Origin of the sequence: Photorhabdus sp. RM71S (assembly GCF_042879355.1) — a bacterium.
GTDB lineage: Bacteria > Pseudomonadota > Gammaproteobacteria > Enterobacterales > Enterobacteriaceae > Photorhabdus > Photorhabdus kayaii.
The window spans coordinates 1-26,669 of sequence record NZ_JBHFKV010000054.1 but is presented as its reverse complement, the minus strand read 5'-3'; the positions used below and the strand labels follow the sequence as shown (position 1 = coordinate 26,669).

The window sequence follows — 26,669 nt, the reverse complement described above, 5'->3', positions numbered from 1 at the left end:
ATCGCCCCCGAAAAACACGGGGTGGGAAAACACCGAATGAATTATTTAAGGGAATACGAACATGTTTACTTCCAGATTAACGATGTTGCACTTATTATGTGAATCTACCTAGTATTTTTTATTTACCCATTGCGTCTCCTTGCTCATATTGTTAAGTTCAATATTTTTAGCATCATTAGCTAGATCTAGCCATTGAACTTCGGTATTGGCAATTTTAAATTGTTTTTTCATTAAAGGATCTTTATGAAGGACATAAATATTGTCAGCTTTAATTTTATGATTGTCGGTTATTATATTTTTGATGTTTATTCTTGCCTCTGCTATATAGTTTAAAACATTTGCAACTGATGACACTATTATATTGTCTTTATGAATCAACTTTAATTGGGTAGCGTTTAAATTTTCAAAGTTATCTTTGTTTTCATTGAGATAGCTAGAAAATATATTTTTTGCATTTTCATCATTTGCGAGTTTATTTGCGATATAGGATGGAAAGTGATAATTGTATGCTTGTGGTAACAAGTCTGTTTTTTCAAACCATCCTGGCGACAGAATAATGACTATTCTGCTATCTTTATTTAAATATTCTTGATAAGCTGATAAATAACCGTAAATTGCTAATAATTCAAAATGTGCTTTACCAATACCTATTGTGGGAATATTTAAATTTTTTGTTAAGAAATTATATGGAATGAATTGATGCGCTCTGTTTGTTAATTCAGAAGATCCAAATAAAATCACATGATTATTTTTAAATCCATATTCAAGTGATTTTTCTTTTGAGAAATCAATAGTATTGTGTTGATCTGTAATCGTAGGTATATAATTATTCGATTTATTATCGTCTTTAATATATTTGTATTCTACTATTTTTGAAGTGAAATTATTAATAAATAATATAATAGATGAAAAAATAATTGATGCGAATAATAACGCCGCGATATTAATGGATATCTTTTTTAACATCATTTTAAGTTGTTTAAATAGTGGATAATTGACTCAGGGGTTTCGAGAATAGATTCAGCATCAGTTGCTGATATGTAGCAATCGAATTCCTCTTGTAATGCCAGGATGAGATCGACTGTAGTAATTGAATCTATTAAATTTTGCTTCAAAAGTTCATCATCTAACTCAACATTTTTTCTGGCAATTTTGTTGACTATCGATAATACTTGCTGTTCAAGTTCCATATATTATCCTTTTATACCCGTCATCTTTCAAGTTGCCTCTTTGTTGGCTGCACTCGCTCACCCCGGTCACATAGTTATCTATGCTCCCAGGGATTCACTCCCTTGCCGTCGCGATGCATCTTGAAATCCATAGGGTATATACCAAGATTGTATTTGTATGATTTTTTATAATAGATACTGCCTGATGGCTAGAAAAAATAATAGCTACCGCACAAGCTAAAGTATATTTGCTTGCTAATGTAACTGTTATTCCTTCAGTTCATTTGATTGATTTTACATATGTTATTCAACAGTATGGGATATCAATACCTCAGTTTTAATCGTGATGCATACTAATTGATAGTCCTTTTTTTATCAAGATAATATGATTGTTCTGCGTACAATTTTCTAATAAGTGAGAAAATAATATTTTGTTAAAAAATATCCTATGATTTACTATCCCTCAATATAATTAAATATGTAATTAAAAATGTTAACTAATTCACACTAGAATTTTCAGCAGAAAGCTATTTAAAAATAAATAGTAAAATCAAAAGAAAATTTTTATGATTTTGCCAGCATGAAGTAAAAATAATAATGAAGAAAGCGGGAGTCTCGCTATTATGAAAAACAGATATTCCTACACAATGAATTTGTAAGTCAAATAATGGACTTATCGTAATATCCCCCTCAGCCTTTTAACTGAGAAGGATATCAAGTACCTGAAAAACTATACTTATTCAAACAAACGCTGATGAAGCGTTTGAACAATTTGTTCTGCATCTTTGCCTTGAACAAGCAAACACAGGTTATGGTTACTGGCACCATGACTGATCATACGAAGATTGAATCTTTCCAGCACACTAAAAACCTTTTTTCCTAATCCATTGGTTTGAGAAAGCTGATTACCAATAATTGCCACCAGCGCCAGATCTTCTTCCACTTCAACCCGACACAGCGTCGAAAGCTCCGTCATCAGTGCATTGGTCAGCAGGCTGCCATTTGTGCTAGTGGAGCCAGTGGTGTCGAGTGTTAATGCCACATTAACTTCGGAGGTGGTGATCAAATCCACTGAAATATTATGACGTGACAGAATGGTAAATATTTCAGCCAAAAATCCCTGTGCGTGGAGCATTTTCAGGCTGTGTAGTGTCAATAACGTCTGTTTCTGGCGCAGGGTAATAGCGCGGAACTGTGGTGGGGCTTCTGTGGTATCACAAACCAGCGTACCGCCGGCCTGTGGTTTTTTGCTAGAGCCGACAAATACTGGAATGCCACAGCGAATAGCAGGAAACAGTGTTGCCGGATGTAGGATTTTGGCGCCAAATGTTGCCATCTCCGCCGCTTCATCAAAGGCAATCTTATCAATTCGTTGGGCAGTTGGAACGACTCGCGGGTCAGTGGTATAAATGCCCGGAACATCTGTCCAGATATCAACGCGTTTCAGGCCAAGGGCTTCTCCCAAGAGTGCTGCAGTATAATCGCTGCCACCGCGCCCCAGTGTAGTGGTACGGCCGTTCTCTTCACGACCAATAAAACCTTGGGTGACAACCAGGCTATTTTTCAGATGTGGTAAGAGATGTTCCGTTGCCAACGATTGAAGTTGTTCATGGTTTGGTTCTGCACGGCCAAAACTATCGTCGGTATACATCACTTTGCGTATATCAAACCATTCGGCATTTTTCCCTCGCTGGCGAAGCAATTCGGTAAACAATCGTGTGGACATCAGTTCACCGTGGCTGACTAATTCATCTGTCAGAGCCGCAGAGGTTGCCAGAGATGCGGCTTTAGCAAGGGTTTTAATATTTTCCAGTAGACGATCAATCTCTTGACGAATCGTATCGGATTCATGCAAACGATCAATAATTGCGTATTGAATGGAGTGGATCTGTTTCAAGTAGTCAGCCCGCTTATCTGCATCGCAGCCTTCCGCTAATGTAACTAATAAGTTTGTTATACCGGCAGAAGCAGACAGCACAACCACACGTACTGCTTTATTTGCCAGTACGATATCTGCACTGTTATTCATGGCATCGAAATTTGCCACGCTGGTACCACCAAATTTTGCGACTACATGCCCGCCAATTTCTGGGCATTGGGATGAAACAGCACTCATTGCGATAACCTTCTGTTAACTGGATAGTCTTTTAGAAATATCGGGTTAACGGGTTTGAGTCAACGGAGTGAAGAGTGACATCAATATCTTTCATGACGCGATGAGAATCATAAAATAAATTGAGGATAGTAGAGAGAGGTGATTGTTTTTTGTACGCCCCGGTAGATGGAACTAGAAAAACTTAATCGTTTTGACCAATATCAGCGATTAAAGGAAAAGAGGCTCGAATCACAGAATTACAGGTTACAATCTTTCTTTAACTCCCAATTAATTACAGTCAGTTGATAGAGAGCATAGCTATGAAAAATATCAATCCTAGTCAAACCTCAGCTTGGAAAGCGTTAGAACAACATTTTGCGCAGATAAAGGATATTCACCTACGTGAATTGTTTGAACAGGAGCCAAATCGTTTTGCTAAGTTCTCAGCGACATTCGATGACCAGATCCTGGTAGATTTTTCAAAAAATCGCATCACAACGGAGACATTAGAAAAATTACAGGCACTTGCTAAAGAGACGGATGTTGCCGGGGCGATTCGCGGTATGTTTTCGGGTGAGAAAATTAACCGTACGGAAGATCGTGCTGTACTGCATATTGCGCTACGTAATCGTAGCAACACCCCGATTGTGGTTGATGGGGAAGATGTTATGCAGCAGGTCAACGCGGTGTTGGCAAAAATGAAAGATTTCAGTGAACGCGTAATTAATGGCGAATGGAAAGGTTATACCGGTAGGGTGATTACTGATGTTGTGAATATCGGTATCGGTGGTTCAGATCTTGGCCCTTATATGGTGACGGAAGCGCTGAAACCTTATAAGAATCACTTGAATATGCATTTTGTTTCTAATGTTGATGGAACCCATATTGCGGAAACCTTGAAAGTACTTAACCCGGAAACGACGCTGTTTCTCATTGCTTCCAAGACGTTCACTACTCAGGAAACGATGACCAATGCTCACTCTGCCCGTGACTGGTTCTTAAAAAGTGCGGGTGATGAAGGACATATTGCAAAGCATTTTGCGGCGCTTTCCACAAATGGACAGGAAGTTAAGCAATTTGGTATTGATACCAAAAATATGTTTGAGTTTTGGGATTGGGTTGGTGGCCGTTATTCGTTGTGGTCAGCGATTGGTTTGTCTATTGCACTCTCTGTTGGGTTTGAAAATTTTGAACAATTGCTTAGTGGTGCACATGCAATGGATCAGCATGTTGCCAATACCCCATTTGAGCAGAATATTCCCGTATTGCTGGCGTTAATTGGTATTTGGTACAACAATTTCTTTGGCGCAGAAACTGAAGCGATTCTGCCATACGATCAGTACATGCATCGCTTTGCTGCCTATTTTCAGCAAGGCAATATGGAATCCAATGGTAAATATGTCGATCGCAATGGTCATCCAGTGGATTACCAAACCGGCCCAATCATCTGGGGAGAACCTGGAACAAATGGTCAGCACGCGTTTTATCAGCTTATCCATCAGGGAACTAAACTGATCCCTTGCGATTTTATTGCGCCAGCCATCAGCCATAACCCATTGAGTGACCATCACAGCAAATTGTTATCTAACTTTTTTGCTCAGACAGAAGCATTAGCCTTTGGTAAATCTCGTGAGCAGGTGGATGCTGAATTTGTCGCCAGTGGTAAAACGGCGGTTGAAGTTGAACATGTTGCACCATTTAAAGTGTTTGAAGGAAATCGCCCGACTAATTCTATTCTGTTACGTGAAATGACCCCATTTAGCTTGGGGGTGTTGATTGCTATGTATGAACACAAAATATTTGTGCAAGGGGCGATTCTCAACATCTTTACTTTTGACCAGTGGGGAGTTGAATTGGGTAAGCAATTGGCTAACCGTATTTTGCCAGAACTTAAGGATGATAATAGGGTTGTCAGCCACGATAGCTCGACAAATGGGTTGATTAACCATTTTAAAGCATGGCGTTAGTCACTTATTCTGAGTCAGAAAGTTAATTGATATGAGCGAATTATGTTCATCATAATTCGCTTATTTTTGGTCAACAATATTTATATACCTAATAGATTTCGAGTTGCAGCGAGGCGGCAAGTGAACGAATCCCCAGGAGCATAGATAACTATGTGACTGGGGTGAGTGAAAGTAGCCAACAAAGCAGCAGCTTGAAAGATGAAGGGTATAGAATTTGTTATAACTTTTTATTCTGTATACCTGCAACGTGGTATTCTCTGCGGTTATCAATTGTACTGTCGGATGAAAGAAATTTGTCCTAATGGAAAAGCGTATGTCAACTGACTCAATATTAACAACGGTGCCTATTCAGTGGCTTTCGGTGGATTCGCCCGTTTTGCCTGATGAGGTTTTAGACTGGTTGATGGAGTTGGGCTCAATGACCCGCCGTTTTGAGCAATACTGCAACTGTGTTCGTATCATACCATTCAGAGAATGTTTTATTACCGAGGAACAACTTTCTGATGAAAATGAGTGTTTGCTAACGGGTCAAAGATATTGGCTGCGTGAGATCGTACTGTGCGGTGATAATATCCCTTGGCTATTGGGGCGGACGTTAATCCCTGAAGCAACATTAACCGGTCCTGATGAAAGTTTGGTTGATTTAGGAACAGTCCCACTGGGGCGATATCTTTTTAGTGGCAATAAATTGACGCGGGACTATATTCATGTAGGGCAGCAGGGGAACCGTTGGGCAAGACGATCATTGCTGAGGTTATCAGGCAAGCCATTATTATTAACCGAAGTCTTTTTACCTGAATCACCTGTGTATAAAAGGTAAAATTTAAAAGGGGGAAACAGAAGTGGCGGGAAGTATGGCGCAAAGTAAATGGCAGGCCTATTGCCGTTTAGTGCGCATTGATAAACCTATAGGTGCATTATTGTTGTTGTGGCCGACTTTCTGGGCTTTATGGATAGCTGGGAAAGGGATTCCAGATATGCACATATTATTGGTCTTTACTGCCGGTGTGTTTCTGATGCGTGCGGCAGGGTGTGCAATCAATGATTTTGCTGACAGAAAATTTGATGGTTATGTTGAACGCACAAAAACACGTCCCCTGCCGAGTGGTGCTATTAGTGAGAAAGAGAGCAAGATCCTATTTGTCGTACTGGCGCTGGTTTCTTTCGGGTTGGTGCTGACCCTGAATAAAATGGCTATCTGGTTGTCAGTCGTTGGGTTGGCTCTGGCTTGGCTTTACCCCTTTGTTAAACGGTTTAGTCATCTTCCTCAGTTTGTACTGGGGGCCGCTTACGGTTGGGCTGTTCCTATGGGATTTGCGGCAGTTAGTGAGTCCTTACCACTAGAGTGTTGGTTGTTATTCCTGGTTAATATCTTCTGGTCGGTTATTTATGATACACAGTATGCGATGGTCGATCGAAATGATGATCTAAAAATTGGCGTGAAGTCCACCGCCATTCTGTTTGGTCGTTTCGACAAGTTGATTATTGGGTTATTGCAACTCGCTATGTTACTGGTGCTGGTGCTGGTGGGTTATATGATGAATCTGGGCGGTATCTACTATTGGTCACTGTTGCTTGCGGGCACTTTATTTATTTATCAGCAGAAACTGATCGCTGGTCGGGAAAGAGAGCTTTGTTTCCAGGCATTCCTCAATAATAACTACGTTGGTCTGGTACTATTCCTTGGCATCTTCTTCAGCTATGTCTGAAACATCTGGTGATAATGTGAATAACAACCATTATCACCAGTATTTAAGAAGATTATCCTTCCTTAGCACTCTCGTCGGTATCGTTATGCTCTGGCGGCAAACTGACGCTCTCGATAGTAAGACGAATCTCAGGTGACATCAGTTCACCTAATACCTGATACAGCTCCTGGGTATTTGCTGTAATCGCATTACCACTGTCACTGATATAGCCTTCTTCACGTAGTGTATGGACTGACGTAGTAAATACCGCCTTATCAAAGAATTCAGGTGCGTTGATGCCATGCAATACCGACAAACGTTGCGCTAACATCCGACTCTCTTTTTCCAGCACTCCCCGACTGATTACTGGATTGGCGTTCAGTAAAGAGAGTGTGATGGCGTAACGTTGCAGTGTTTCACGGATGCCCGCTGCCAGCAATTGCAGGGGGCGGATACGTGCTGGATTAAGTACCAGCATGCCATGCTCCTTGTTACAGATAAGGCACTGGCGGGTCAGTTCGTTGATCAGCGTATTAACCACTTCTGGCAGCTCTGTTTTGCTATAACGCATAAATAGCTCGGCTTTAAGGAGTGGATAAATGATCGCGACCTGGCTTAACAGCGCTTCGCGGCTGATACGGCGATGATGAATAACGATGCAGGCAATCAGTGATGGCAGTACTAATAGATGTTGAATATTGTTGCGGTAGTAGGTCATCAAAACTGCACGATCACGTGGCAGAATGATAATGTCACCCATACTGTCTTTGTCTACCTCGAACTTATCCATTTGCAGAGCGTGTTCTAGCAACTCCTCCGCGGTTTTCTTTGGTACGGTGACATCAGCAGCGTAGGGTGCATTGTGCATGAGCTGTATATAACAATCCAGTTGCTCAAGCAGTTGCTCACGAGTAAGTGCTCGCTGACGTGACGAAAGCAGGGCAGTTGAACACAAATTAATTGCGTTAGCCGCCGCTGTGTTGTTGATGTTTACCATAATCTTCTCAGACAGTTGACTGACTGTCGGATTGAACCATTCGGGGCGATGGAATTCTATTGGATCAATAGAATCGCGCCAGTTAGGAACATGGTTGTTAAGGTATTGGATCAACGGGATGGGTTCGCCAAAGTTGACGTAGCCTTGCCCCAGATTACGAAGTTTGCGCAAACCACGTATCATCTGGAAAAAGCCCTCTTTCTCTTTGGTTGCACCACGCAGCTCTTTGGCATAGGTGGCAACTTCCATCACATGCTCGTAGCCGATATAAATCGGAATAATGGTAATTGGGCGTGATTCTCCTCTCAACAGCGCCTGTAACGTCATGGACAGCGTACCCGTTTTGGGATCGAGTAAGCGACCTGTCCTGGAGCGACCGCCTTCCATAAAGTATTCAACAGAATAACCTCGGGCAAATAACTCACCTAGATATTCCCGGAATATCGTGGCGTAGAGCTTATTACCCTTAAATGTGCGGCGGATAAAAAATGCACCAAGGCGGCGGAATATTGGCCCTGCTGGCCAAAAATTTAGGTTGATGCCAGCGGCAATATGGGGCGGTACCAAGCCCTGATGGTAGAGCACGTAGGAGAGCAGCAAATAATCCATGTGGCTACGGTGGCAGGGCGCATAAACCAGTTCGTGACCATCCTGTGCCAGACGGCGGATGCGTTCAGCATTGTGAACATTGATCCCTTGATACAGACGGTTCCAAGTCCAACCCAGTACACGACCTGACAGCCGTAACGTTTCATAAGAGAAATTCGCAGCAATCTCTTCCATCATGTTAATGGCATTCTGTCGGGCTTTCTCATGTGAGATTTTCTTGGTACGGGCCTCATCAGAGACTGACTTTTCTATTGCTTTTGAAGCCAGCAATTTGTTAAACAGCTCTTGCCGAACCGGCAGGCGTGGGCCAACGGCTGCTAAGCGTTGACGTGAATAGTGCATTCGTGCCACACGAGCCAGCTTATGGGCAATAGTCTTGTCAGTACCATGCTCAGTTGCCATATAGCGTAGAGATACTGTGTTTGAAAAGCGCACAAAACTATCTCGGCCTAGCCAGAGAATGGCAAAGAATTTTTGGATACCATTGAGTAGCCGCAAATGTGGTGTGCTCTGCCCTTCGCGCCCGGGGGAACGGCCGAACATGACAGAAACTGGCAGCATTTGAATGTCCAGATTGGGATTATTGCGATGCAGATCCAGATAAGCATGGAAAATTTTTACGGATTCCTGCTTTGGTGCACAATAGCGGAATACACGTGGACCATTATCGATAAATACATAGCTGGGAAGTTCAGTGTCACCAATCTCCAGTAAATTTAATGGGTCCGGCAGATCCTGCTCAAGACATTGCTGACGTAATGCCAGTAAGTCTGCTTTGGAGTGATACGGTAGCACGTACAGAATCGGGCGTGTCGTATCGAGCCGCAATTCAGTAATCGGATCTGTAGGAATAAGTTTGCTCTTTACCAGTATTTTTAGTGGTAAATTCAATAATTTATAATATATTTTACGCCAACTTGACATAAATATCTTGAAGCCTCTTGTTAGCAACACGTTGCCAGCATATCAGAAACGGGTGTTGAGATCTGTTGTGTTAAGACAATAATAAGAGTGGAAAGTGTCAAATAACCTCATATTTGGTGTGAATAATTTATGGCGAATCAATCCAAGGGCTTGACCCGTATCATTAAAGCAATCGTATATTCGGTGAAGGGTATTAGGGCGACATGGCAAAATGAAGCGGCTTTCCGTCAGGAAATAATTTTAGCGATATTGGCTATGATGGTTGCATTTTATCTGGATATCGGCGCTATTGAACGCATTTTACTGATTGGTTCAGTGATGCTGGTGTTGATTATGGAAATCCTGAATAGTGCTATTGAAGCAGTTGTTGACCGTATTGGCAGTGAGTTCCATGAATTGTCCGGTCGGGCGAAAGATATGGGATCGGCGGCTGTCTTTCTGACAATGATGCTGTCGTTAATTGTCTGGGGGACCATCCTTTGGCGCTATTTTATGGTCTGATTTGGTTTAATAATTAGGTATTATATTATAATTGGCTAATTTTCTGCCTTAGTAGGTTCCCAATCGTTATTTAGCTGTATATACTTACATATTGACTGTATAAACAAACAGGGGACGAAATGAAAGCACTTACCGCAAGGCAGCAGCAAGTTTATGACTTGGTGCGTGACCATATTTCGCAAACAGGTATGCCGCCAACGCGTGCTGAAATTGCAGCACGTCTTGGCTTTCGTTCGCCTAACGCGGCTGAAGAGCATTTAAAAGCATTGGCTCGTAAAGGGGTGATAGAGATTGTTGCAGGGGCATCTAGGGGAATCCGTTTGCTGTTGGAAGAATCTGGTTTACCGTTAATTGGCCGTGTAGCCGCAGGTGAACCACTGTTAGCACAGGAGCATATTGAAAGTCATTATCAGGTTGATCCTGCATTGTTTAAGCCAAGTGCAGATTTCCTGTTGCGGGTCAGCGGAATGTCTATGAAAGATGTTGGGATTATGGATGGTGATCTGCTGGCTGTGCATAAAACACAAGATGTTCGTAATGGGCAGATTATTGTTGCCCGCATTGAAGATGAAGTGACGGTAAAACGTTTTAAACAGACTGGAAATAAAGTTGAATTGTTGGCAGAAAACCCAGAATTTAAGCCAATTGTGGTGGATTTGCGTGAGCAGAGCCTGACAATTGAAGGATTGGCGGTTGGGGTGATTCGTAACGCCAACTGGTCCTGATAGTAAAATATCAAATTGTTGTTTTTGGAATTGTTAAAGAATTGCAATATTCCGGCAGAATCATGTTGTTGAATTTATCGTTGTGATTATCTTAAACGTGATTCTGCGGTTGTTTATTTCAGTCTGACTCTGTACCAAAAGTAAGTATCTACTTACTATACCTCATGAATTTCAAGATGCTTCGCGACGGCAAGGGAGCGAATCCCCGGGAGCATAGCGAACGATGTGACCGGGGTGAATGAGTGCAGCCAACAAAGAGGCAACTTGAAAGATAACGGATATATCTATTTCTTTTTACTTCCTTCAATTCTGTGGTCATGCTGGCATTCATCTCGTTTAATACAGGATTCGATCTCTTCACAAGGTGAACATAAGCCATGCGCTTCGATGATGGTATGGCGTAAACTGAACCCGGCTGTTTTTGCTAACTGTTGGATGGCGGATTCAACGGTTCCACCATCTCGCTCTGTAACAGAACCACAACGGTCACAAATAAACATTGCTGAAGTGTGGCTTGGCTGTTCAATATGGTGACATAGGACATAACTGTTGGTGGATTCTATTTTATGAATAAACCCCTGTTCCAACAGAAATTCCAGTGCCCGATATACGGTAGGCGGTTTGGCCTGTGGTTCTGCTTCCCGTAGCAAATCCAGTAAATCATAAGCACTGATTGCCCCGGGTTGCTCTGAAATGAGACGCAGAACCTCAAGCCGCTGCGGAGTAAAGCGGACTCCACGAGCCTGGCAAATAACTTCGGCCTGTTCCAGTAACTTTTTTTGATTAATCAATTTCATTACGCCTCTTACAACCAGTACGATGATAATATTGTGATGTTATCATGTTTCTTCAATAGAAAATATTATCCAGAAAAGTTCATTGTGATTGTCCCCTGATGGAGTTAATTTGGCTAAATTGGTACTCAGTAGCAAAAATAATGTTTTCTTGAAGTTTATGATAATACAGACAAGAATTATCGTATATGACAGATAATTTTCGGAAAGGAAGCATTTGTGATGAAAGAGCTTTTACAAAATCAGCCTCATTATAGACAGTTCCCCGTTAAAGGCTATCAGGTAATGAGGCATATTATCTCTGAAAAAAGAAAGTTGCCTTTTCTAAGTGCATTATATGCGTTGATTAATATTTTATTTGTAATGGCAGTATGTACGGGTATTGTATTATCTGTAGCAATTGTTTTATTTATAATAGGTAATGTATCTGTCCCTGATACGGACTATTTACTTCTGGCACAAGTAGGCGGTATAGCATTATTTGGCGTAATGTTACTCTCGGTTATTATTTATCGCATTGTTAAGCGCCCAGAATGGGAACAACGGCGTTATTATCAACAAGCAGGTTTATCTCTTTTACCAGAAGATAAGCGTCAGGTATTACGACTAAATATTGTTAGTGACTATTGGCTAGGTTTTTGGAGTGAAACTCTAGAGCATTATCCTCTACAGTCACGGGTTGCCCATGATAGCTATCGTTACTGTCTACTTCCATTATCTCCGACTCAGGAACATCAATCCCAACTATACAGCGACTGGGGAATTATTGATGAAGAAGGGTATATGAAAATGCTAACAGGTTTGTGGGAGGGGATACATTCAAAACATTTTGCTATTGATGCTGCTCTTAGTGATGGGAAAATGTTTAAAGTGCTTGCCAAATTAGTTGAAGTAACACCTGACTATATTCATAAATGTGCCAAACCTATTAATAAACGCCCACCGGCATTAGTGTGGGGATTTGATTTGTGGCTTGCAATTGTTTTAAGTCGTAACTGTTTTTGTGCCGGTTATATCAGTGAAGAAGTAGCATGGAAAAATATGCTGAAAACTGCTGATTATATTTATGAAATCTTCGGTAGTTTTGATGAGTTTTATACAAATTTTCGGCTAGGCAATGCTTACTGGAGTAATGATTTTGATCGGTCTAAAGAGCGGCTGGAACAATTTAATTATTATAAGTCACATTGTGACTGGCCAATTGCTAGTTTGCCGTGGCCTGAACCAAAAGGCGTTATTATGGAAAGGCAGATGATGACAGGTTTTTCTGCATTAGTAGAAGATGTTTTACGCAGTAACATGGAAGAACAACAAAGTTATGAATTTGATATTACTGAGCTGTCAGCGTCTCGTGTACTCCATTAATATTTACATGAAACATTTCCCCTTGAAGAACATTTCAAGGGGAAGCAAATAATTAATAATAGGAAATAATGGTGTAAAGTGAGAGAACGGATTTTTTCATTATGGTATCTATTATTTCTAAAGGTAACATAATTTACCCCGTTTCCTGAAATCACCTGTTTCAAATGAAACGGGGCCAATATTTGCTTTATTAGTTAATGGGTTAAATCAAACTAATAAATTTTCTCTCTATATCCTTAATGGCTGCACATCCTGCCAGCTTCATGCTAAGTTTCAGCTCATCCTTCAGTAGGTTTAAAATAGAAGTTACGCCTGGTGCTCCACCCAATGCCAGCGCATACAAAATGGGCCTACCGATAGCGACAGCTTTGGCACCCAATGCGAGCGCTTTAAACACATGGGTACCACGGCGGATGCCTCCGTCTAGATAGACTGGAATTTTAGATCCAACAGCTTCAACAATGTGTGGTAATGAAGCAATTGCTGCCGGGACAGTATCCAACTGCCGGCCACCGTGATTAGAAACTTGAATCGCTGCGGCACCGTGGTTAACACACTCTTTAGCATTTTCGGCAGATTGAATACCTTTCACGATGATTGGAAGGCCTGATTCTTTAGCGAGAAACTCCAAATCATTGAAATTAAGATCCCGTTTAAATAGCGCTGTAATCTCTGATAAGGTTGCCCCTGCGGGAACGCCTGGAATATTAGGAAATGGTAATGAATGTGGGAAAACAAATTTATTACGTTTATCGGTTTCTCTATTACCACTCCACTCTAAATCGACCGTAAAGACGATTGCGGTTGCCCCCATCGCTTTGGCTCGGTGTATCATTTCGCGGTTAATGCCCATATCTTTGGTAAAATAAATTTGGAACCATTTGGGGCCATTACTCACTTTCGCTATCTCTTCAAGAGGTGAATTAGCTAGAGTTTGTGCAGTAAACAGGGTACCGGCAGCGGCAGCGCCTCTCGCTGTTCCCAATTCAGCGGTAGTATGAGATAGCCCATGTGCTGCCATTGGGGGAATGAAAATAGGCATATCCACTTTACTGCCGAGCAATTCGGTTGTTGTGTCAGGCTCTTTTACTCCTGCGAGATAGCGGGGAATAATTTGGAAATCGTCAAAGGCTCTGGTGTTTTCACGTAGAGTCCATTCATCACCTGAACCGCTGCTGATATAGCCAAATTGGGGCGCTGGAATCAATTTACGTGCTTCTTCTTCCAAGTCATAAAGATTAATAATATCAAGGGATTTTTCTGCACTATTTGTTTTATAGGCTCTTGTCGGTTTTATGTTAGCAGTTGCGGCGTTGGCTGAGGATGCAGCGGATAGTGTACTGGCAGCAGCAAGACTTAATCCTCCAACTATGACGTCTCTTCTTGATGGCATATAATTTTCCCTTACTTAGTAGGTTTAATAAGTATTGACAATAGAATTTGTCCACATATTAAGAATAGACCTATTTTGAATAATTCAAGCTAATAAATCCTCAATAATGTTTTTATAAGCTGATCGATCCTATTGGAACTGTCGGTTTTTTGTTGTGAGAGGAGCATCACAAAACTCAGATTAAAATATGGTGGCTTATTTTCTCTGCTTACCTGAATTTTTGGGGAATGGTTCAAATAGAGGGACTTTCGGATGCTGAATGTAAATGAATAGTTTAGGTATAAATTTGGCTTCAGGCATTGATCTATTAACGACATCAACTATAATAAAATAATTAATTTCTCTAAGTTATAAAAATATTTCATCATTCTTTATCAGAAAAAGACTATTATTGAAATGCGATCTGAAAATTATATACGATGATCAAGTAGATATTTTGATTTTCATTAATTCAAAGTTTTATTTAATGAAAAAAAGTTTTTTCCTTAAGGAGAACTCATGAGTAATAAAAATGACTTTAAAGCTTTTTCTATTAGTCAGGATGCTAATGTTGTTTCTCAAGGAGAATATGAAGAAAGTCAGGAATTGAATACGGGAATTCCCCCTAATATTATTTCCATTGGTTTATTAAATAAGGTTTTGCGTCAGTCGTCAACGATATCATCGGTGGTGGCTAATTTTATCTCTACACAATGTAGTGATGATGTTTTGGATGATGGCGATATAGACAAGCTCACCACCCAATTAAATATCGCTTTAGAGCAAAAAGCTTTAACAGAGATTCCAAGTGCTTCATTAACACAAAAAGGTGTTATTCAACTTACAGATGTACTTGGTGATAGTAATACTCTGGCAGTCACGCAAAAGCTTGTCCAGGAAATGATAACTTCGTTAAGTGAAAGTATTAATAGCAGAGTACCTAATATCCGGCAGGTGAATGGTAAGGAGTTGTCTGAGGATATTGATTTGGATGCCGTGGATATCGGGGTATACACAAAAGAAGAAGTAGACAATGAAGTTAATGCCAAAGGTAATAGGAATAGTGCCAGTAAAGCGATTAATGGTTGGTGGAGATGTGGAGATACAGGCGTTATCTATCAATGGGGGCGTACTAAGGTCATTGATGCTGGCTATATAGAACGTATTCAATTACCAATTAGTTTTTCCAATACGCATTACGCCGTCAATATTAATGCTATTCAAAGTAAAATGGGTTTTATGGGGGCATCTGTTGGCTATGTAAATGTAATTGATAATTCATCTTTCGATTTATTAAATTCTTGGGTAAATGCCAAATGGGATAGCCCATTCTTTTGGATAGCGATAGGATATTAATTATGTATTATTACAGTGCAAAAACAAATGCTTTCTATCCGGTAGAATTGGAACAAAATTATATTGCTGCTGGTTCACTGCCGGATGATATTATAGAAGTCAGTAATGATATTTATCAGGAATATGCTGCTAATAATGCGCCAGAAGGAAAACACCGTGTAGCAAATAAAAACGGTTTGCCGGAATGGACAGATATTCCTCCGCCAACGAAAGATGAATTACGGCAATATGCTAAACTCCAAAAACAACAACTCATCGCTGAGGCAACAAATCAAATTGCACCATTGCAAGATGCTGTTGATTTAGGTATTGCGACTGAGGAAGAGAAAATAGCTTTATTGGCATGGAAAGAATATAGGGTAATACTGAATCGGATAGATGTTTCACAGGCAATGGATATTGATTGGCCGGAAAAACCAGAGGAATAAATAAACGCAATTTTTTAATCTACTCTCCCCAAAAAATTGACTTGTTTGATTTTTTGGGGGATATCCGGTTTTAAACTTAATTCTTAATTATCTTCTGTAAATTAACTTTATTTTGGTTGTTTAATGATTTTTTATTATGTTATTTCATGTGAAATTATAATCTATACCCTATGGATTTCAAGATGCATCGCGGCGGCAAGGGAGCGAATCCCCGGGAGCATAGATAGCTATGTGACCGGGGTGAGTGAGTGCAGCTAACAAAGAGGCAACTTGAAAGATGACGGGTATAGTCATGATTATATTCCTTCAGTCTGTTGTTTTATTGGAACAGGCAGTAATTCTGTCATCCATGCACATCCACTCTTTTATTTCTCTTTTAGAATAATTTTTATTTTTTAAATATTATTTCTTTTATAATATAATTTCCTTAATAGAGGAAAATAAATGTATACTATACTCACTCATGAAGCCGCTGCTACTGAACTGGCTACATTGCCATCTCAGCTACGTGGTAGGATGTTTAGGTTGATAGAACGCCTGGCAATTGAAGGTAATACTCTCAGGATGCCACATAGCCGAGTTATCGGCGGTGGTATATTTGAACTAAGGGTAGGAGATAAAGACATTGCCCGGTCACTGTATGCGTTTGTAAGAGGTCAGAATATCTATCTGCTACATGCATTCGTGAAGAAGACTGAGAAAACCCCGGCAGCAGCCATCAAGACAGCCCATGCGAGGCTTAAGGAGTTCAAATGAAACCAGTATCACTGAACGAATTGAAGGAGTTGATGTTGAATGACGCGGAGTCTATCGCTGCGTATAAGGAAGCCGACAAGGAATTAGAACTGATACAGATATTGTTTGAGATGCGTGAACGTTCTGGCATGTCAAAGACTGAGCTGGCAGAGAAAATCGGTATCAAACCATCAGGTATCAATAGGCTTGAAAAAAATCCTCTTGGCGCAAGTATGAAGACTTTGGAGCGTTATGCAGCAGCGTGTGGCGCGGTTATTAACTTCAACGTTCAATATCAGTAAAAGGAATGGGACTTTGGTCCCGTTTATCCCTTAAAGCCGAAATAATTATACTAAAGTAGTAAACGTACTCTGGGCTTTCCCCAAAATATTCCTGATAGCAAATTGTACGGTTCTACCTTAAATCACCTGCGATACTTCTTAACGTCAATTGTCAACGATACTTAATAGTGTCATCAGTACGGGGACGTTTCTCTATGCTATAGTAGGCCATAATTTAATATCATTCTCCGCGTTATATCTCCCTATTTATGGGGTACTGAGAATGTCAAAATAATCTAAAAAGTATAGCAATGCACCAAAGTAAAGAAATTCAAAAAACGTTTAAATTCAGCGAGAAAGATAAAGAAACGGTTAAATATAGTCCTAACCGTTTCTCCGTCGCCCCGATGTTAGACTGGACAGATCGTCACTGCCGTTATTTCCATCGTTTATTAAGTCAGCAAACGCTGTTATATACCGAAATGGTGACGACCGGGGCGATTATTCATGGTAAAGGCGATTACCTGGCATACAGCGAACAAGAACATCCGATAGCATTACAACTGGGTGGTAGTGATCCGCAGGCGTTGGCGCATTGTGCGAAGATTGCACAGGAACGTGGCTATGATGAAATTAATCTAAACGTCGGTTGTCCCTCTGATCGGGTGCAAAATGGTCGTTTTGGTGCTTGTCTGATGGGGGAAGCTGAACTGGTCGCTGATTGCGTTAAAGCCATGCAGGATGTGGTAAATGTGCCAGTGACAGTTAAAACCCGTATCGGTATTGATGAACAGGACAGTTACCAATTCCTATGTGATTTTATTGATGTTGTTGTGCAACGCAGTGGTTGCAATATATTTACCATTCATGCCCGTAAAGCTTGGCTTTCTGGTTTGAGCCCAAAAGAAAACCGTGAGATTCCACCGCTGGATTACCCACGAGTTTATCAATTGAAAAAGGATTTCCCTCAATTAACGATTGCTATTAATGGCGGTATTAAATCGTTGGAAGAAGCGAAACAGCATCTACAACATGTAGATGGAATTATGATTGGGCGTGAGGCTTATCAAAACCCGTCTATTCTGGCACAGGTTGATCATGAATTATTTGATACTTCAATTCCAGTGGTTGATACCGTTTCAGTGGTCAGAGCACTTTATCCTTATATAGAGCAAGAATTATCAAAAGGAACATATCTGGGGCATATTACCCGCCATATTTTAGGTATTTTTCAGGGGATTCCGGGCTCGCGTCAGTGGCGTCGTCATCTTAGTGAGAATGCACATAAACCGGGCGCTGATATTTCTGTTGTGGAACAAGCGTTAACTATGGTGACTGAGCGGATGTAATACCCGCTCGTTTTACGGTTAAAGGCACAGTCATATATGAGAATTGAGCACTAAAATATTTATGGATACTGCGTGATTTTTTGCCGTGCTTTAATCTGTTTTTTCGGGTTAGCTTTCCATTATCGGACAAAAACAGATATCCATATATTTTTTCAAAATATTGTGATGCTGTTCGAATAAATTAAATTTGCCATATTGGAGTCTGAGATACGGTTTTCCAGTAATAATATCCTAATTTCTGTGACTCTTGCTGATAGTAAGTACATAACAACGAGTGTGTTAGGTGTTATCCAACGCAAAATGTGTGCACATTAGCCATTCCTATTTTTCCGATAATGATATATTGTGATCATTAATGGTAGGCAAGAACTAAGATATTCAACAGTTATTGATTGCTTAATAGATATTAAATAACTATCGAATAGTAAGGTAACTAACAATAACCTGTAAAGAAGAGGCGTTATTCAAGATGAAGTTTGTATGTTTGGGTAATGTTAGAATACAAACAAGAGAACACTGGTGTTAGTGAAACCATTGAGTCGTTACACCAGAGCGGAGAACTACCCTTGTGGAAGTTAGGTGTTTATGGATAGTTTAAGATATGAGAAATTCAGTCATTTCGATCATGATGACACCTTTTTTGACTCATTAAGAGAAAGTTATATTGAATTTCCAGATTGGTTAAATAAGAAAGCTAGAAATAATGAATCAGCTTATGTATTGTATGATGATACGGATAAAATATACCCGTTATCTTTCAAGTTGCCTCTTTGTTGGCTGCACTCACTCACCCCGGTCACATCGTTATCTATGCTCCCGGGGATTCGCTCCCTTGCCGTCGCGATCCATCTTGAAATCCATTGGGTATAGAAGGATTTCTTTATTTAAAACTTGAAGATAATGTTTCAGATATCGATCCTATTTTACCTGGTAATACTCATCTTAAAATAGGTACATTTAAGTTTGAATCAAAAGGAACGTTGCATGGACAGCGTTTTATAAAAAAGGCATTCGATACAGCAATAGCGTCTAAGGTTGATAACATCTATGTGACTGTTTTTGAAAAACATGAATACCTTATCCGTTGATAGTTAATAAAGCAAAAAATAAATATTTATTATCTATATATCCAGAATTTCATACGCGACTTTTTCCTGATTCACGGCTTTTAACCGAGTCGCCTAATATTGTTCAGGATGTTTCACACACTAATAGCATTCATAAAATATATATATATGTGCAATGCAAGATGTCCTTCATATGAAGAGAGGGGATATTATTGTTATATATAGAACGGCTGATAAACAAGGGCCAGCACGATATAGATCTGTGATTAATTCACTTTGCATTGTTGAAGAAGTCAGGGTTATTAATGAGTTCTCAACGCTAGAAACCTTAGTTAATAACCCGCTCATCTTACCGTTAAGGGATCAGTAAATTTGATCCTTGCGTTGCCCGGCTTTCTAGAATCTGATGTGCCCTTGTCGCTTCACTTAGCGGGAACCTTTGATTTTCTGGTACGTCCACATTAATTTTGCCGCTGGCAATCAGATCAAATAATTCTTTGCTCGCTTCACCCAACTCTTCACGTGTTGAAATATAGCCGGCGATAGAAGGGCGGGTAACAAACAGTGAGCCTTTCTGATTTAAAATCCCCAAATCGACACCGGTAACTGGTCCGGATGCATTGCCAAAGCTCACCATTAACCCGTGGCGTTTCAGGCAATCCAGTGAATTCAGCCAGGTCGATTTACCAACAGAATCATAAACTACACCGACTTTTTCACCGTTGGTGATTTCGTAAATTCGTTCGACAATATTTTCACGGTTATAGTTAATAACCTGCCATGCACCGGCATCTTTAGCGCGTTGTGCTTTCTCATCAGAGCCGACTGTTCCAATCAGTTTTGCACCCAAAGCTTTTGCCCATTGGCAGGCAATTAGCCCAACGCCACCCGCGGCGGCATGAAATAAAAAGGGTTCGCCTGACTGGATTTTGTAGGTACGGCGTAGAAGATAGTAGACTGTTAGACCTTTCAGAAAAGAAGCAGCAGCTTGTTCGAAGGAGATTCTATCCGGCAGAACAGCGACTTTGTTTTCCGCGACATTGTGCACTTCACTGTAAGCGCCTAAAGTTGATTGCGCATAAACTACACGGTCATCCACTTTTATGGTAGTCACAGCGGAACCCACTTTGGTCACTACGCCTGCGGCCTCAGTGCCTAGGCTGCTTGGTAATTGTGCCGGTGGGTATAGCCCGCTACGAATATAAGTGTCGATGTAATTGATTCCAATCGCTCTATTTTCTACTTGTACTTCATCGTCAGCAGGAGCTCTGGGGGTGAATTCACAATATTGCAGGACTTCGGGACCGCCAATAGAGGAAAATTCGATATGTTTTGCCATGACTCAACCTCATCAATGTAAGGGAAATGTGTGCACGTAGTAGTTGAACTCATTGTGAACAGGCTTTAGTGTGCTAGAAATAATTACAAACTATATGTAATTACTCAAGGCACTTCATAGCGTATACTCATGCGCTGTTGCAGATTTATCAGTAGATTATTGCGGGATTCATGGCGGGAAAAAAATCAACTCACAACAAAATGGCTGAACCAAAAGATCGCCAAATGGAAGGGCTGAAACTTCCGCCACACTCTTTGGAAGCAGAGCAGTCTGTGTTAGGTGGCTTAATGCTAGATAACGAACGGTGGGATAATGTTTCCGAACGTGTTACTAGCAATGATTTTTTCAGCCGCCCACATCGGCGCATTTTTGCTGAAATGCAGCGGTTGCTGGAGATGGGCAACCCCATCGACCTGATTACATTGTCGGAATCCCTTGAGCAGAGTGGGGAACTGAATAATGTAGGGGGTTTTGCTTATCTGGCCGAATTGTCCAAAAATACGCCAAGCGCGGCTAACATTAATGCTTATGCGAATATTGTCCGCGAACGTGCTGTTGTCCGCGAGATGATCGCTGTCGCAAACGAAATTGCAGATGCGGGTTATGATCCCCAAGGCAGGAGCAGTGAAGAATTATTGGATCTAGCCGAATCGCGGGTGTTCCAGATCGCTGAAAATCGTGCCAGTAAAGATGAAGGGCCGAAAGGAATAGAACAGATCCTTGAAGAAACCGTCGAGCGGATTGAGCAACTCTATCAACGCCCTCATGATGGTGTAACCGGTGTTTCAACCGGTTATCAGGATCTGGATAAGAAAACCGCAGGCTTACAAAAATCAGACTTGATTATTGTGGCTGCTCGTCCTTCGATGGGTAAAACCACTTTTGCCATGAACCTGTGTGAAAACGCAGCCATGATGCAGGATAAGCCGGTTTTGATTTTTAGTCTTGAGATGCCCGGTAACCAGATCATGATGCGTATGCTGGCATCCCTTTCACGGGTGGATCAAACCCGTATTCGTACCGGTCAGCTTGATGATGAAGATTGGGCGCGGATCTCCAGTACAATGGGAATATTGCTGGAAAAACGCAATATGTATATTGATGATTCGTCTGGCCTGACACCTACCGAAGTCCGTTCCCGGGCTCGGCGCGTCTTTCGCGAAAATGGTGGATTGAGCCTGATCATGATCGACTACCTGCAATTAATGCGGGTTCCGGCCTTATCCGATAATCGTACTTTGGAAATTGCGGAGATTTCCCGTTCATTAAAAGCCTTGGCTAAAGAGCTTCAAGTGCCGGTGGTTGCACTTTCTCAGCTCAACCGTAGCCTTGAACAACGGGCAGATAAGCGCCCGGTTAACTCTGACTTACGTGAATCCGGCTCTATTGAGCAGGATGCCGACCTCATTATGTTTATCTATCGTGACGAGGTTTACCATGAGAATAGCGACATGAAAGGTGTGGCTGAAATCATTCTGGGTAAGCAACGTAACGGCCCAATCGGTACAGTTCGCCTCACGTTTAATGGTCAGTGGTCGCGGTTTGATAACTATGCCGGGCCAAGTTATGACGACGAATAAGTATTAACTACCAAAGAATAATAAATTTAAGGAATAGAATGAAAGCGGCAACCGCAGTTATTGACCGCCGCGCTCTGCGACATAACTTGCAACGGGTAAGGGAGCTTGCTCCTAAAAGCAATCTGATTGCAGTTGTGAAAGCAAACGCTTATGGCCACGGTTTACTGGAGACAGCACATACGCTGGACGATGCCGATTGTTTCGGTGTAGCGCGAATTGGTGAAGCATTGACGTTGCGTCATGGTGGTATCGTCAAACCGATTCTGTTATTGGAAGGATGCTTTGATGCGACTGACCTGCCAGTATTGGTTGCTAACCATATTGAAACTGTGGTTCACAGTGTTGAACAGTTGGAAGCACTGGAACAAGCTAAGTTATCTCATCCGGTAAAAGTATGGATGAAACTGGATAGCGGGATGCATCGCTTAGGTGTAAGGCCGGAAGATGCGGAAGAATTTTATCAACGGCTAAGTCGTTGTCAAAATGTACAGCAGCCTGTCAATATTGTCAGCCATTTTGGCCGGGCTGATGAGCCAACGGTAGATACCACTTGCCAGCAGATAGCCTGTTTTCAGGCTTTCTGTGCTGGCAAACCGGGAGAAAAATCTATTGATGCATCGGGAGGTATCCTGTTGTGGCCGGAAGTCCATCAAGATTGGGTGCGTCCTGGGCTGATGATGTATGGTGTGTCGCCATTGTCTGATAAAACGGCCGTGGATTTTAACTTGATCCCAGCAATGACTTTAAAGTCGAGCTTAATTGCTGTTCGTAAGCATAAAGCTGGCGAGTCGGTTGGCTATGGAGGGACCTGGGTCAGTGAACGTGATACTTGTCTTGGCGTTGTGGCTATCGGTTATGGTGATGGTTATCCGCGCAGTGCGCCTTCAGGAACGCCAATACATATTAATGGCCGTGAAGTGCCGATTGCTGGCCGTGTTTCAATGGATATGATCTCTGTTGATTTGGGGCCAGATGCGACAGATAAAGTGGGTGATGAAGCGGTCCTCTGGGGAGATGTGCTGCCGGTGGAGCGGATTGCTGAACGCACCGGTATCATTACTTATGAGCTGGTGACTAAACTCACTTCCAGAGTGGTAATGGAATACCTGGACGAATGATGTTGTAGGTTATATTGTTTATTAACTAACTGACTGATAAGGAGTAGAGCCTGATGTTCCAGAATGTTGATGTTTATGCTGGTGATCCTATTCTTTCGATGGCTGAAAAGTTTACAAAAGATCCTCGTGCGGAAAAAATTAATCTGAGTATTGGGCTGTATTACGATGAGCAGGGTGTGACTCCGCAATTGCAGGCAGTGGCTACCGCAGAAGAACAGCTTAGAGCGTTGTCACAGACGGCTTCTCTTTATCTGCCGATGGAGGGATTGGAATCATATCGTCTTGCGGTTCAGCAACTGTTATTTGGTAAAGATCATCCGGTGTTGAAACAGCGGATAGTGGCAACGATTCAATCATTGGGCGGTTCTGGCGCCCTTAAAATTGGTGCTGATTTTCTGCGTCGTTATTTCCCTGATTCAGAAGTGTGGTGCAGTGATCCAACCTGGGAAAACCACGCCGCTATTTTTGCGGGGGCTGGTATCAAGGTGAACTATTACCCTTATTTTGATACACAGACTAAAGGGGTAAAATTCAATGAAATGCTGGAAACATTCAGGAACTTGCCGGCAAAAAGCATTATTGTGATGCACCCTTGTTGCCATAACCCAACCGGATCGGATCTGACCTATGATCAATGGGATCAGGTTGTTCAGATTGTTAAAGAGAGAGAACTCTTGCCATTCCTTGATATTGCTTATCAGGGGTTTGGGGATGGTATGGAAAAAGATGCTTATGCCATTCGTGCTATGGCGACAGCCGGTTTGCCTTGTCTGGTGAGTAACTCTTTCTCCAAGATATTTTCTATGTATGGTGAGCGTGTGGGTGGTTTGTCTGTTATTTGTGATGATGAACAGACCAAAGAGCGGGTATTGGGGCAGTTAAAAGCGGGTGTACGTCGCGTCTACTCTACCCCACCGAATTTTGGTGCGCAGGTTGTGGCGAAAGTACTGACTGATCCTGCTTTGAAAGCGCAATGGTTGACAGAAGTTGAGCATATGCGCTTGCGTATTTTGGAAATGCGTACGGTGCTGGTGGATGCTCTGAAAACGGCATTACCAGAGAAAAACTTTGAGTATTTTATGAAACAGCGCGGAATGTTCAGTTATACCGGTTTTAGCCAGAAACAGGTGGATCGCTTGCGTCAAGAATTTGCTGTTTATCTGGTTGGTAATGGTCGAGTCTGTATGGCGGGTGTTAACCATCGTAATGTTGCACGTATTGCTGAGACATTTGCGGCAGTAAATAAGTAATAAATTCTAATATAAATAATCTGCTATTGATGATAATGATCGACAATTTTGTAGAATAACAGTCATCCCTTCTTAGAAGCGCACCATAATATGGTGCGCTTGATTTTTGCTTCAACTAATTGAATTTTAATATTTTTATTCTTATGTTTTTTCAGCTCGCAATTATTAGTGAAACTAGTAACTGATATCACTAATCTTAAATAGCGTTTACTATTACATAAATAATGATAATCATTATTACTTGAGATAAATCTGTTTTTGCTCTAATTTTCTGTTTGCATATACAGTGATTCTGTGTGCTTTTTATTTGATAAAAGAGGAGAATACGATGGGTGAGGGAGATAGAAAGGACCATGACCATAATATGCAGATGGTAAGTAGTAAAGGAGGGGACGGAGAGGCTCTAGCTAATCATGACACAATGACTGTGACATCAGGTCGCAGTTCTGATCGAGGATGGGGAGGTGGCGGTGGAAACTCAGGAAATAATGAACGGGTTGACCGTACAGGAAAAAATAAGGGGGTGAATCTATCCTTGTTTCCAGAGGCACAGGCATCAGCGGCTATCGGTGCTCAGCCGATGAATATTGCTCTAATTGATGGGCTGTGGGGATTTACATTATTCCAAAAGCAGATAGCTGGCACTGTGAGTTCAATATTAGCACGATTGGCAAGTGTTGCATTGGACGCTGCACCCTATGCAGGACGTTTTGCTGGTGTGGCAGTAGGAGCTATGTGGCCGAAGAGTTTAGACGTACCTGAAGATGCAAAGTTTAAGGCAGAACGGCAGAGGATGATTATTCAGGCAATGCAAGCTAGTCAGGTTACAAAAATGCCAGTATCTAAGCTAGCTACAATGTCCAGTGTAGTCACTGATATTCAAGTACAGGATGTCATTGAGAAAGATAAGCAGACATTGGCAATTGTTAGAACACCGACTAAAGCTGTGAATGTGCCTGTAGTTAAAGCGGAAAAAACTAAACGACAGAATGTTTTTACCGCAAAAGTGGTTCCGGGTATGCCTCCAGTGCATATCAGAATAAGTGATCCCCCAAGAAAAAATATATTTAGTAGAAAAGAGGTGACACCTGTAGCTAATGTGCCAGTCACATCATATACACCCACGCCGGTTAAAAATACGGTAGATGCAATTGTCCATTTTCCGGTGGGTTCAAATGCAGAGCCAGTGTATGTTTCAGTGACGACAGTACTGAAACCGGAAGAAATGAAAAAACAGGCCGCAGAAGCGAAGCGGCAGCAGGAAAAGTGGGAGAAAGAACATCCTGTTGAAGCGGCGGAACGGCGACTATATGAAGCAGAGCAGGTATTAAAACCACTTGATAAAATTTATCAGGAAAAGCTGAAGATATTAAATCAAGTAAAAAATACTCCGGAAGGAAAAGCGTTGGCAGATCCTGTAAAAAATCCACTTGTTTATACAAAGGATATTGAGATAGATGGGAAGAAACTTAAAGTAGAGATAAAAACGGATGACAAAAAAGGTTTGGATATTCTTTTAAAAGAAGGAGTAAAAGCATACATATCTGCTATGACGCTTTCAGATTTTAAGAAATTACAGGATATTAAAGATCCTAAAGAATCTCTAATACAAACGAGTGCAGCACTTTTAAAAGCAATATACTATGAACGTTTTGGTCGTCGGTTGCTAGACGCTTGGAAGAAAATAAATCCAGTGCAAAGGGAATTTAACATTGCAATGGAAAACCGTAAAAAAGCGGAACAAGCAAAAAGTGAGGCAGAAAAGAACCTGGATAAGGTAAAAGAAAAGAATAAATCTAAAAACTTAGTTATCGATGATAAAATACGTGATCAGATATCTAGTCGTGGATCAGGGCGGGATTCCACTTTGTATTTAATTTAATCAAAGATAAGTTGACTACGGAATTCCTCTGACCAAATGGCTCTTCGACGTTTAGCCGCCTGACTGTCTTTTATACTG

General features: G+C 41.3%; 22 protein-coding genes and 1 pseudogene. 16 read left to right on the top strand and 7 right to left on the bottom strand.

Translation table 11 applies throughout. The features are described 5' to 3' along the window. Positions 1 to 108: 108 nt before the first annotated feature. From ACGF5R_RS20280 to lysC, 3 genes are all read right to left on the bottom strand, one after another. Complete coding sequence (locus ACGF5R_RS20280; RefSeq protein ID WP_387692431.1) at positions 109 to 969, bottom strand: D-alanyl-lipoteichoic acid biosynthesis protein DltD; 861 nt, start codon at positions 967 to 969, stop codon at positions 109 to 111. Then, entirely contained in the window at positions 966 to 1,190 is a 225-nt protein-coding gene (locus ACGF5R_RS20275; protein WP_112877383.1) for an acyl carrier protein, read from the bottom strand. Before ACGF5R_RS20275 ends, ACGF5R_RS20280 begins: the two co-directional genes overlap by 4 nt. 715 nt (positions 1,191 to 1,905) lie before the next feature. Continuing rightward, a complete protein-coding gene (lysC, locus tag ACGF5R_RS20270) occupies positions 1,906 to 3,285 on the bottom strand; it encodes a lysine-sensitive aspartokinase 3 (RefSeq protein WP_262980625.1) in 1,380 nt (459 codons plus the stop codon). 299 nt (positions 3,286 to 3,584) lie between these two features. Here lysC and pgi point away from each other — a divergent pair, with 299 nt between their 5' ends. The 3 genes from pgi to ubiA all read left to right on the top strand — a co-directional run bounded on the left by pgi (position 3,585) and on the right by ubiA (position 6,940). Further along, complete coding sequence (gene pgi / locus ACGF5R_RS20265; RefSeq protein ID WP_112877387.1) at positions 3,585 to 5,231, top strand: glucose-6-phosphate isomerase; 1,647 nt, start codon at positions 3,585 to 3,587, stop codon at positions 5,229 to 5,231. 313 nt (positions 5,232 to 5,544) lie between these two features. Further along, positions 5,545 to 6,051, top strand: coding sequence for a chorismate lyase (ubiC, locus tag ACGF5R_RS20260; RefSeq protein ID WP_262980626.1), 507 nt, complete (start codon positions 5,545 to 5,547; stop codon positions 6,049 to 6,051). A gap of 34 nt (positions 6,052 to 6,085) precedes the next feature. Then, the gene (gene ubiA, locus ACGF5R_RS20255; RefSeq protein ID WP_262980627.1) at positions 6,086 to 6,940 is read left to right on the top strand and encodes a 4-hydroxybenzoate octaprenyltransferase; all 855 of its coding nucleotides are present in this window, start codon (positions 6,086 to 6,088) and stop codon (positions 6,938 to 6,940) included. A 52-nt stretch (positions 6,941 to 6,992) separates the two neighbouring features. On the opposite strand, the gene plsB is transcribed toward ubiA, so the two are convergent. Further along, a complete protein-coding gene (gene plsB / locus ACGF5R_RS20250) occupies positions 6,993 to 9,449 on the bottom strand; it encodes a glycerol-3-phosphate 1-O-acyltransferase PlsB (protein WP_112877392.1) in 2,457 nt (818 codons plus the stop codon). A gap of 129 nt (positions 9,450 to 9,578) precedes the next feature. Here plsB and ACGF5R_RS20245 point away from each other — a divergent pair, with 129 nt between their 5' ends. Both ACGF5R_RS20245 and lexA read left to right on the top strand, forming a co-directional pair. Further along, on the top strand, positions 9,579 to 9,950 hold the full coding sequence (locus ACGF5R_RS20245) for a diacylglycerol kinase (protein ID WP_112877394.1): 372 nt from the start codon (positions 9,579 to 9,581) through the stop codon (positions 9,948 to 9,950). A gap of 119 nt (positions 9,951 to 10,069) precedes the next feature. After that, on the top strand, positions 10,070 to 10,675 hold the full coding sequence (gene lexA / locus ACGF5R_RS20240; protein WP_112877396.1) for a transcriptional repressor LexA: 606 nt from the start codon (positions 10,070 to 10,072) through the stop codon (positions 10,673 to 10,675). 284 nt (positions 10,676 to 10,959) lie between these two features. Here lexA and zur read toward each other — a convergent pair whose 3' ends face one another. Next, entirely contained in the window at positions 10,960 to 11,472 is a 513-nt protein-coding gene (gene zur / locus ACGF5R_RS20235) for a zinc uptake transcriptional repressor Zur (protein ID WP_112877398.1), read from the bottom strand. Between the two features lie 219 nt (positions 11,473 to 11,691). Here zur and ACGF5R_RS20230 point away from each other — a divergent pair, with 219 nt between their 5' ends. Continuing rightward, on the top strand, positions 11,692 to 12,834 hold the full coding sequence (locus ACGF5R_RS20230) for a DUF1266 domain-containing protein (protein WP_112877399.1): 1,143 nt from the start codon (positions 11,692 to 11,694) through the stop codon (positions 12,832 to 12,834). Between the two features lie 202 nt (positions 12,835 to 13,036). On the opposite strand, the gene ACGF5R_RS20225 is transcribed toward ACGF5R_RS20230, so the two are convergent. Next, complete coding sequence (locus ACGF5R_RS20225) at positions 13,037 to 14,227, bottom strand: lactate oxidase (RefSeq protein ID WP_262980629.1); 1,191 nt, start codon at positions 14,225 to 14,227, stop codon at positions 13,037 to 13,039. 498 nt (positions 14,228 to 14,725) lie between these two features. Between ACGF5R_RS20225 and ACGF5R_RS20220 the strand changes: the two genes are divergently transcribed. The 6 genes and pseudogenes from ACGF5R_RS20220 to ACGF5R_RS20195 form a co-directional block, all read left to right on the top strand. Continuing rightward, positions 14,726 to 15,562, top strand: a complete 837-nt coding sequence (locus ACGF5R_RS20220; protein ID WP_112877403.1) for a tail fiber protein — start codon at positions 14,726 to 14,728, stop codon at positions 15,560 to 15,562. Positions 15,563 to 15,564: 2 nt separating this feature from the next. Then, on the top strand, positions 15,565 to 15,990 hold the full coding sequence (locus ACGF5R_RS20215; RefSeq protein ID WP_262980630.1) for a tail fiber assembly protein: 426 nt from the start codon (positions 15,565 to 15,567) through the stop codon (positions 15,988 to 15,990). Positions 15,991 to 16,434: 444 nt separating this feature from the next. Continuing rightward, a complete protein-coding gene (locus ACGF5R_RS20210; protein ID WP_387692427.1) occupies positions 16,435 to 16,746 on the top strand; it encodes a type II toxin-antitoxin system RelE/ParE family toxin in 312 nt (103 codons plus the stop codon). After that, positions 16,743 to 17,027 carry a helix-turn-helix transcriptional regulator gene (locus ACGF5R_RS20205; RefSeq protein ID WP_049582975.1) on the top strand — a complete coding sequence of 95 codons (285 nt, stop codon included), beginning with the start codon at positions 16,743 to 16,745 and terminating at the stop codon, positions 17,025 to 17,027. Before ACGF5R_RS20210 ends, ACGF5R_RS20205 begins: the two co-directional genes overlap by 4 nt. Before the next feature lie 290 nt (positions 17,028 to 17,317). Next, the gene (gene dusA / locus ACGF5R_RS20200) at positions 17,318 to 18,355 is read left to right on the top strand and encodes a tRNA dihydrouridine(20/20a) synthase DusA (protein WP_387692425.1); all 1,038 of its coding nucleotides are present in this window, start codon (positions 17,318 to 17,320) and stop codon (positions 18,353 to 18,355) included. An 810-nt stretch (positions 18,356 to 19,165) separates the two neighbouring features. Continuing rightward, positions 19,166 to 19,759, top strand: a pseudogene (locus ACGF5R_RS20195) (N-acetyltransferase); the annotation flags it as partial. An 18-nt stretch (positions 19,760 to 19,777) separates the two neighbouring features. On the opposite strand, the gene ACGF5R_RS20190 reads toward ACGF5R_RS20195, so the two are convergent. Beyond that, positions 19,778 to 20,761 carry a quinone oxidoreductase gene (locus ACGF5R_RS20190; RefSeq protein WP_262980638.1) on the bottom strand — a complete coding sequence of 328 codons (984 nt, stop codon included), beginning with the start codon at positions 20,759 to 20,761 and terminating at the stop codon, positions 19,778 to 19,780. A gap of 170 nt (positions 20,762 to 20,931) precedes the next feature. Here ACGF5R_RS20190 and dnaB point away from each other — a divergent pair, with 170 nt between their 5' ends. The 4 genes from dnaB (at position 20,932) to ACGF5R_RS20170 (ending at position 26,591) form a co-directional block, all read left to right on the top strand. Further along, positions 20,932 to 22,341 (top strand): replicative DNA helicase, encoded by a 1,410-nt coding sequence (gene dnaB, locus ACGF5R_RS20185; RefSeq protein ID WP_112877415.1) that lies wholly within the window; start codon positions 20,932 to 20,934, stop codon positions 22,339 to 22,341. A gap of 38 nt (positions 22,342 to 22,379) precedes the next feature. Next, positions 22,380 to 23,459, top strand: coding sequence for an alanine racemase (gene alr, locus ACGF5R_RS20180; RefSeq protein WP_112877417.1), 1,080 nt, complete (start codon positions 22,380 to 22,382; stop codon positions 23,457 to 23,459). Between the two features lie 53 nt (positions 23,460 to 23,512). After that, on the top strand, positions 23,513 to 24,709 hold the full coding sequence (locus tag ACGF5R_RS20175) for an aromatic amino acid transaminase (RefSeq protein ID WP_387692423.1): 1,197 nt from the start codon (positions 23,513 to 23,515) through the stop codon (positions 24,707 to 24,709). 328 nt (positions 24,710 to 25,037) lie between these two features. Further along, a complete protein-coding gene (locus tag ACGF5R_RS20170; protein ID WP_387692421.1) occupies positions 25,038 to 26,591 on the top strand; it encodes a colicin-like bacteriocin tRNase domain-containing protein in 1,554 nt (517 codons plus the stop codon). The last annotated feature ends 78 nt before the right edge of the window (positions 26,592 to 26,669 follow it).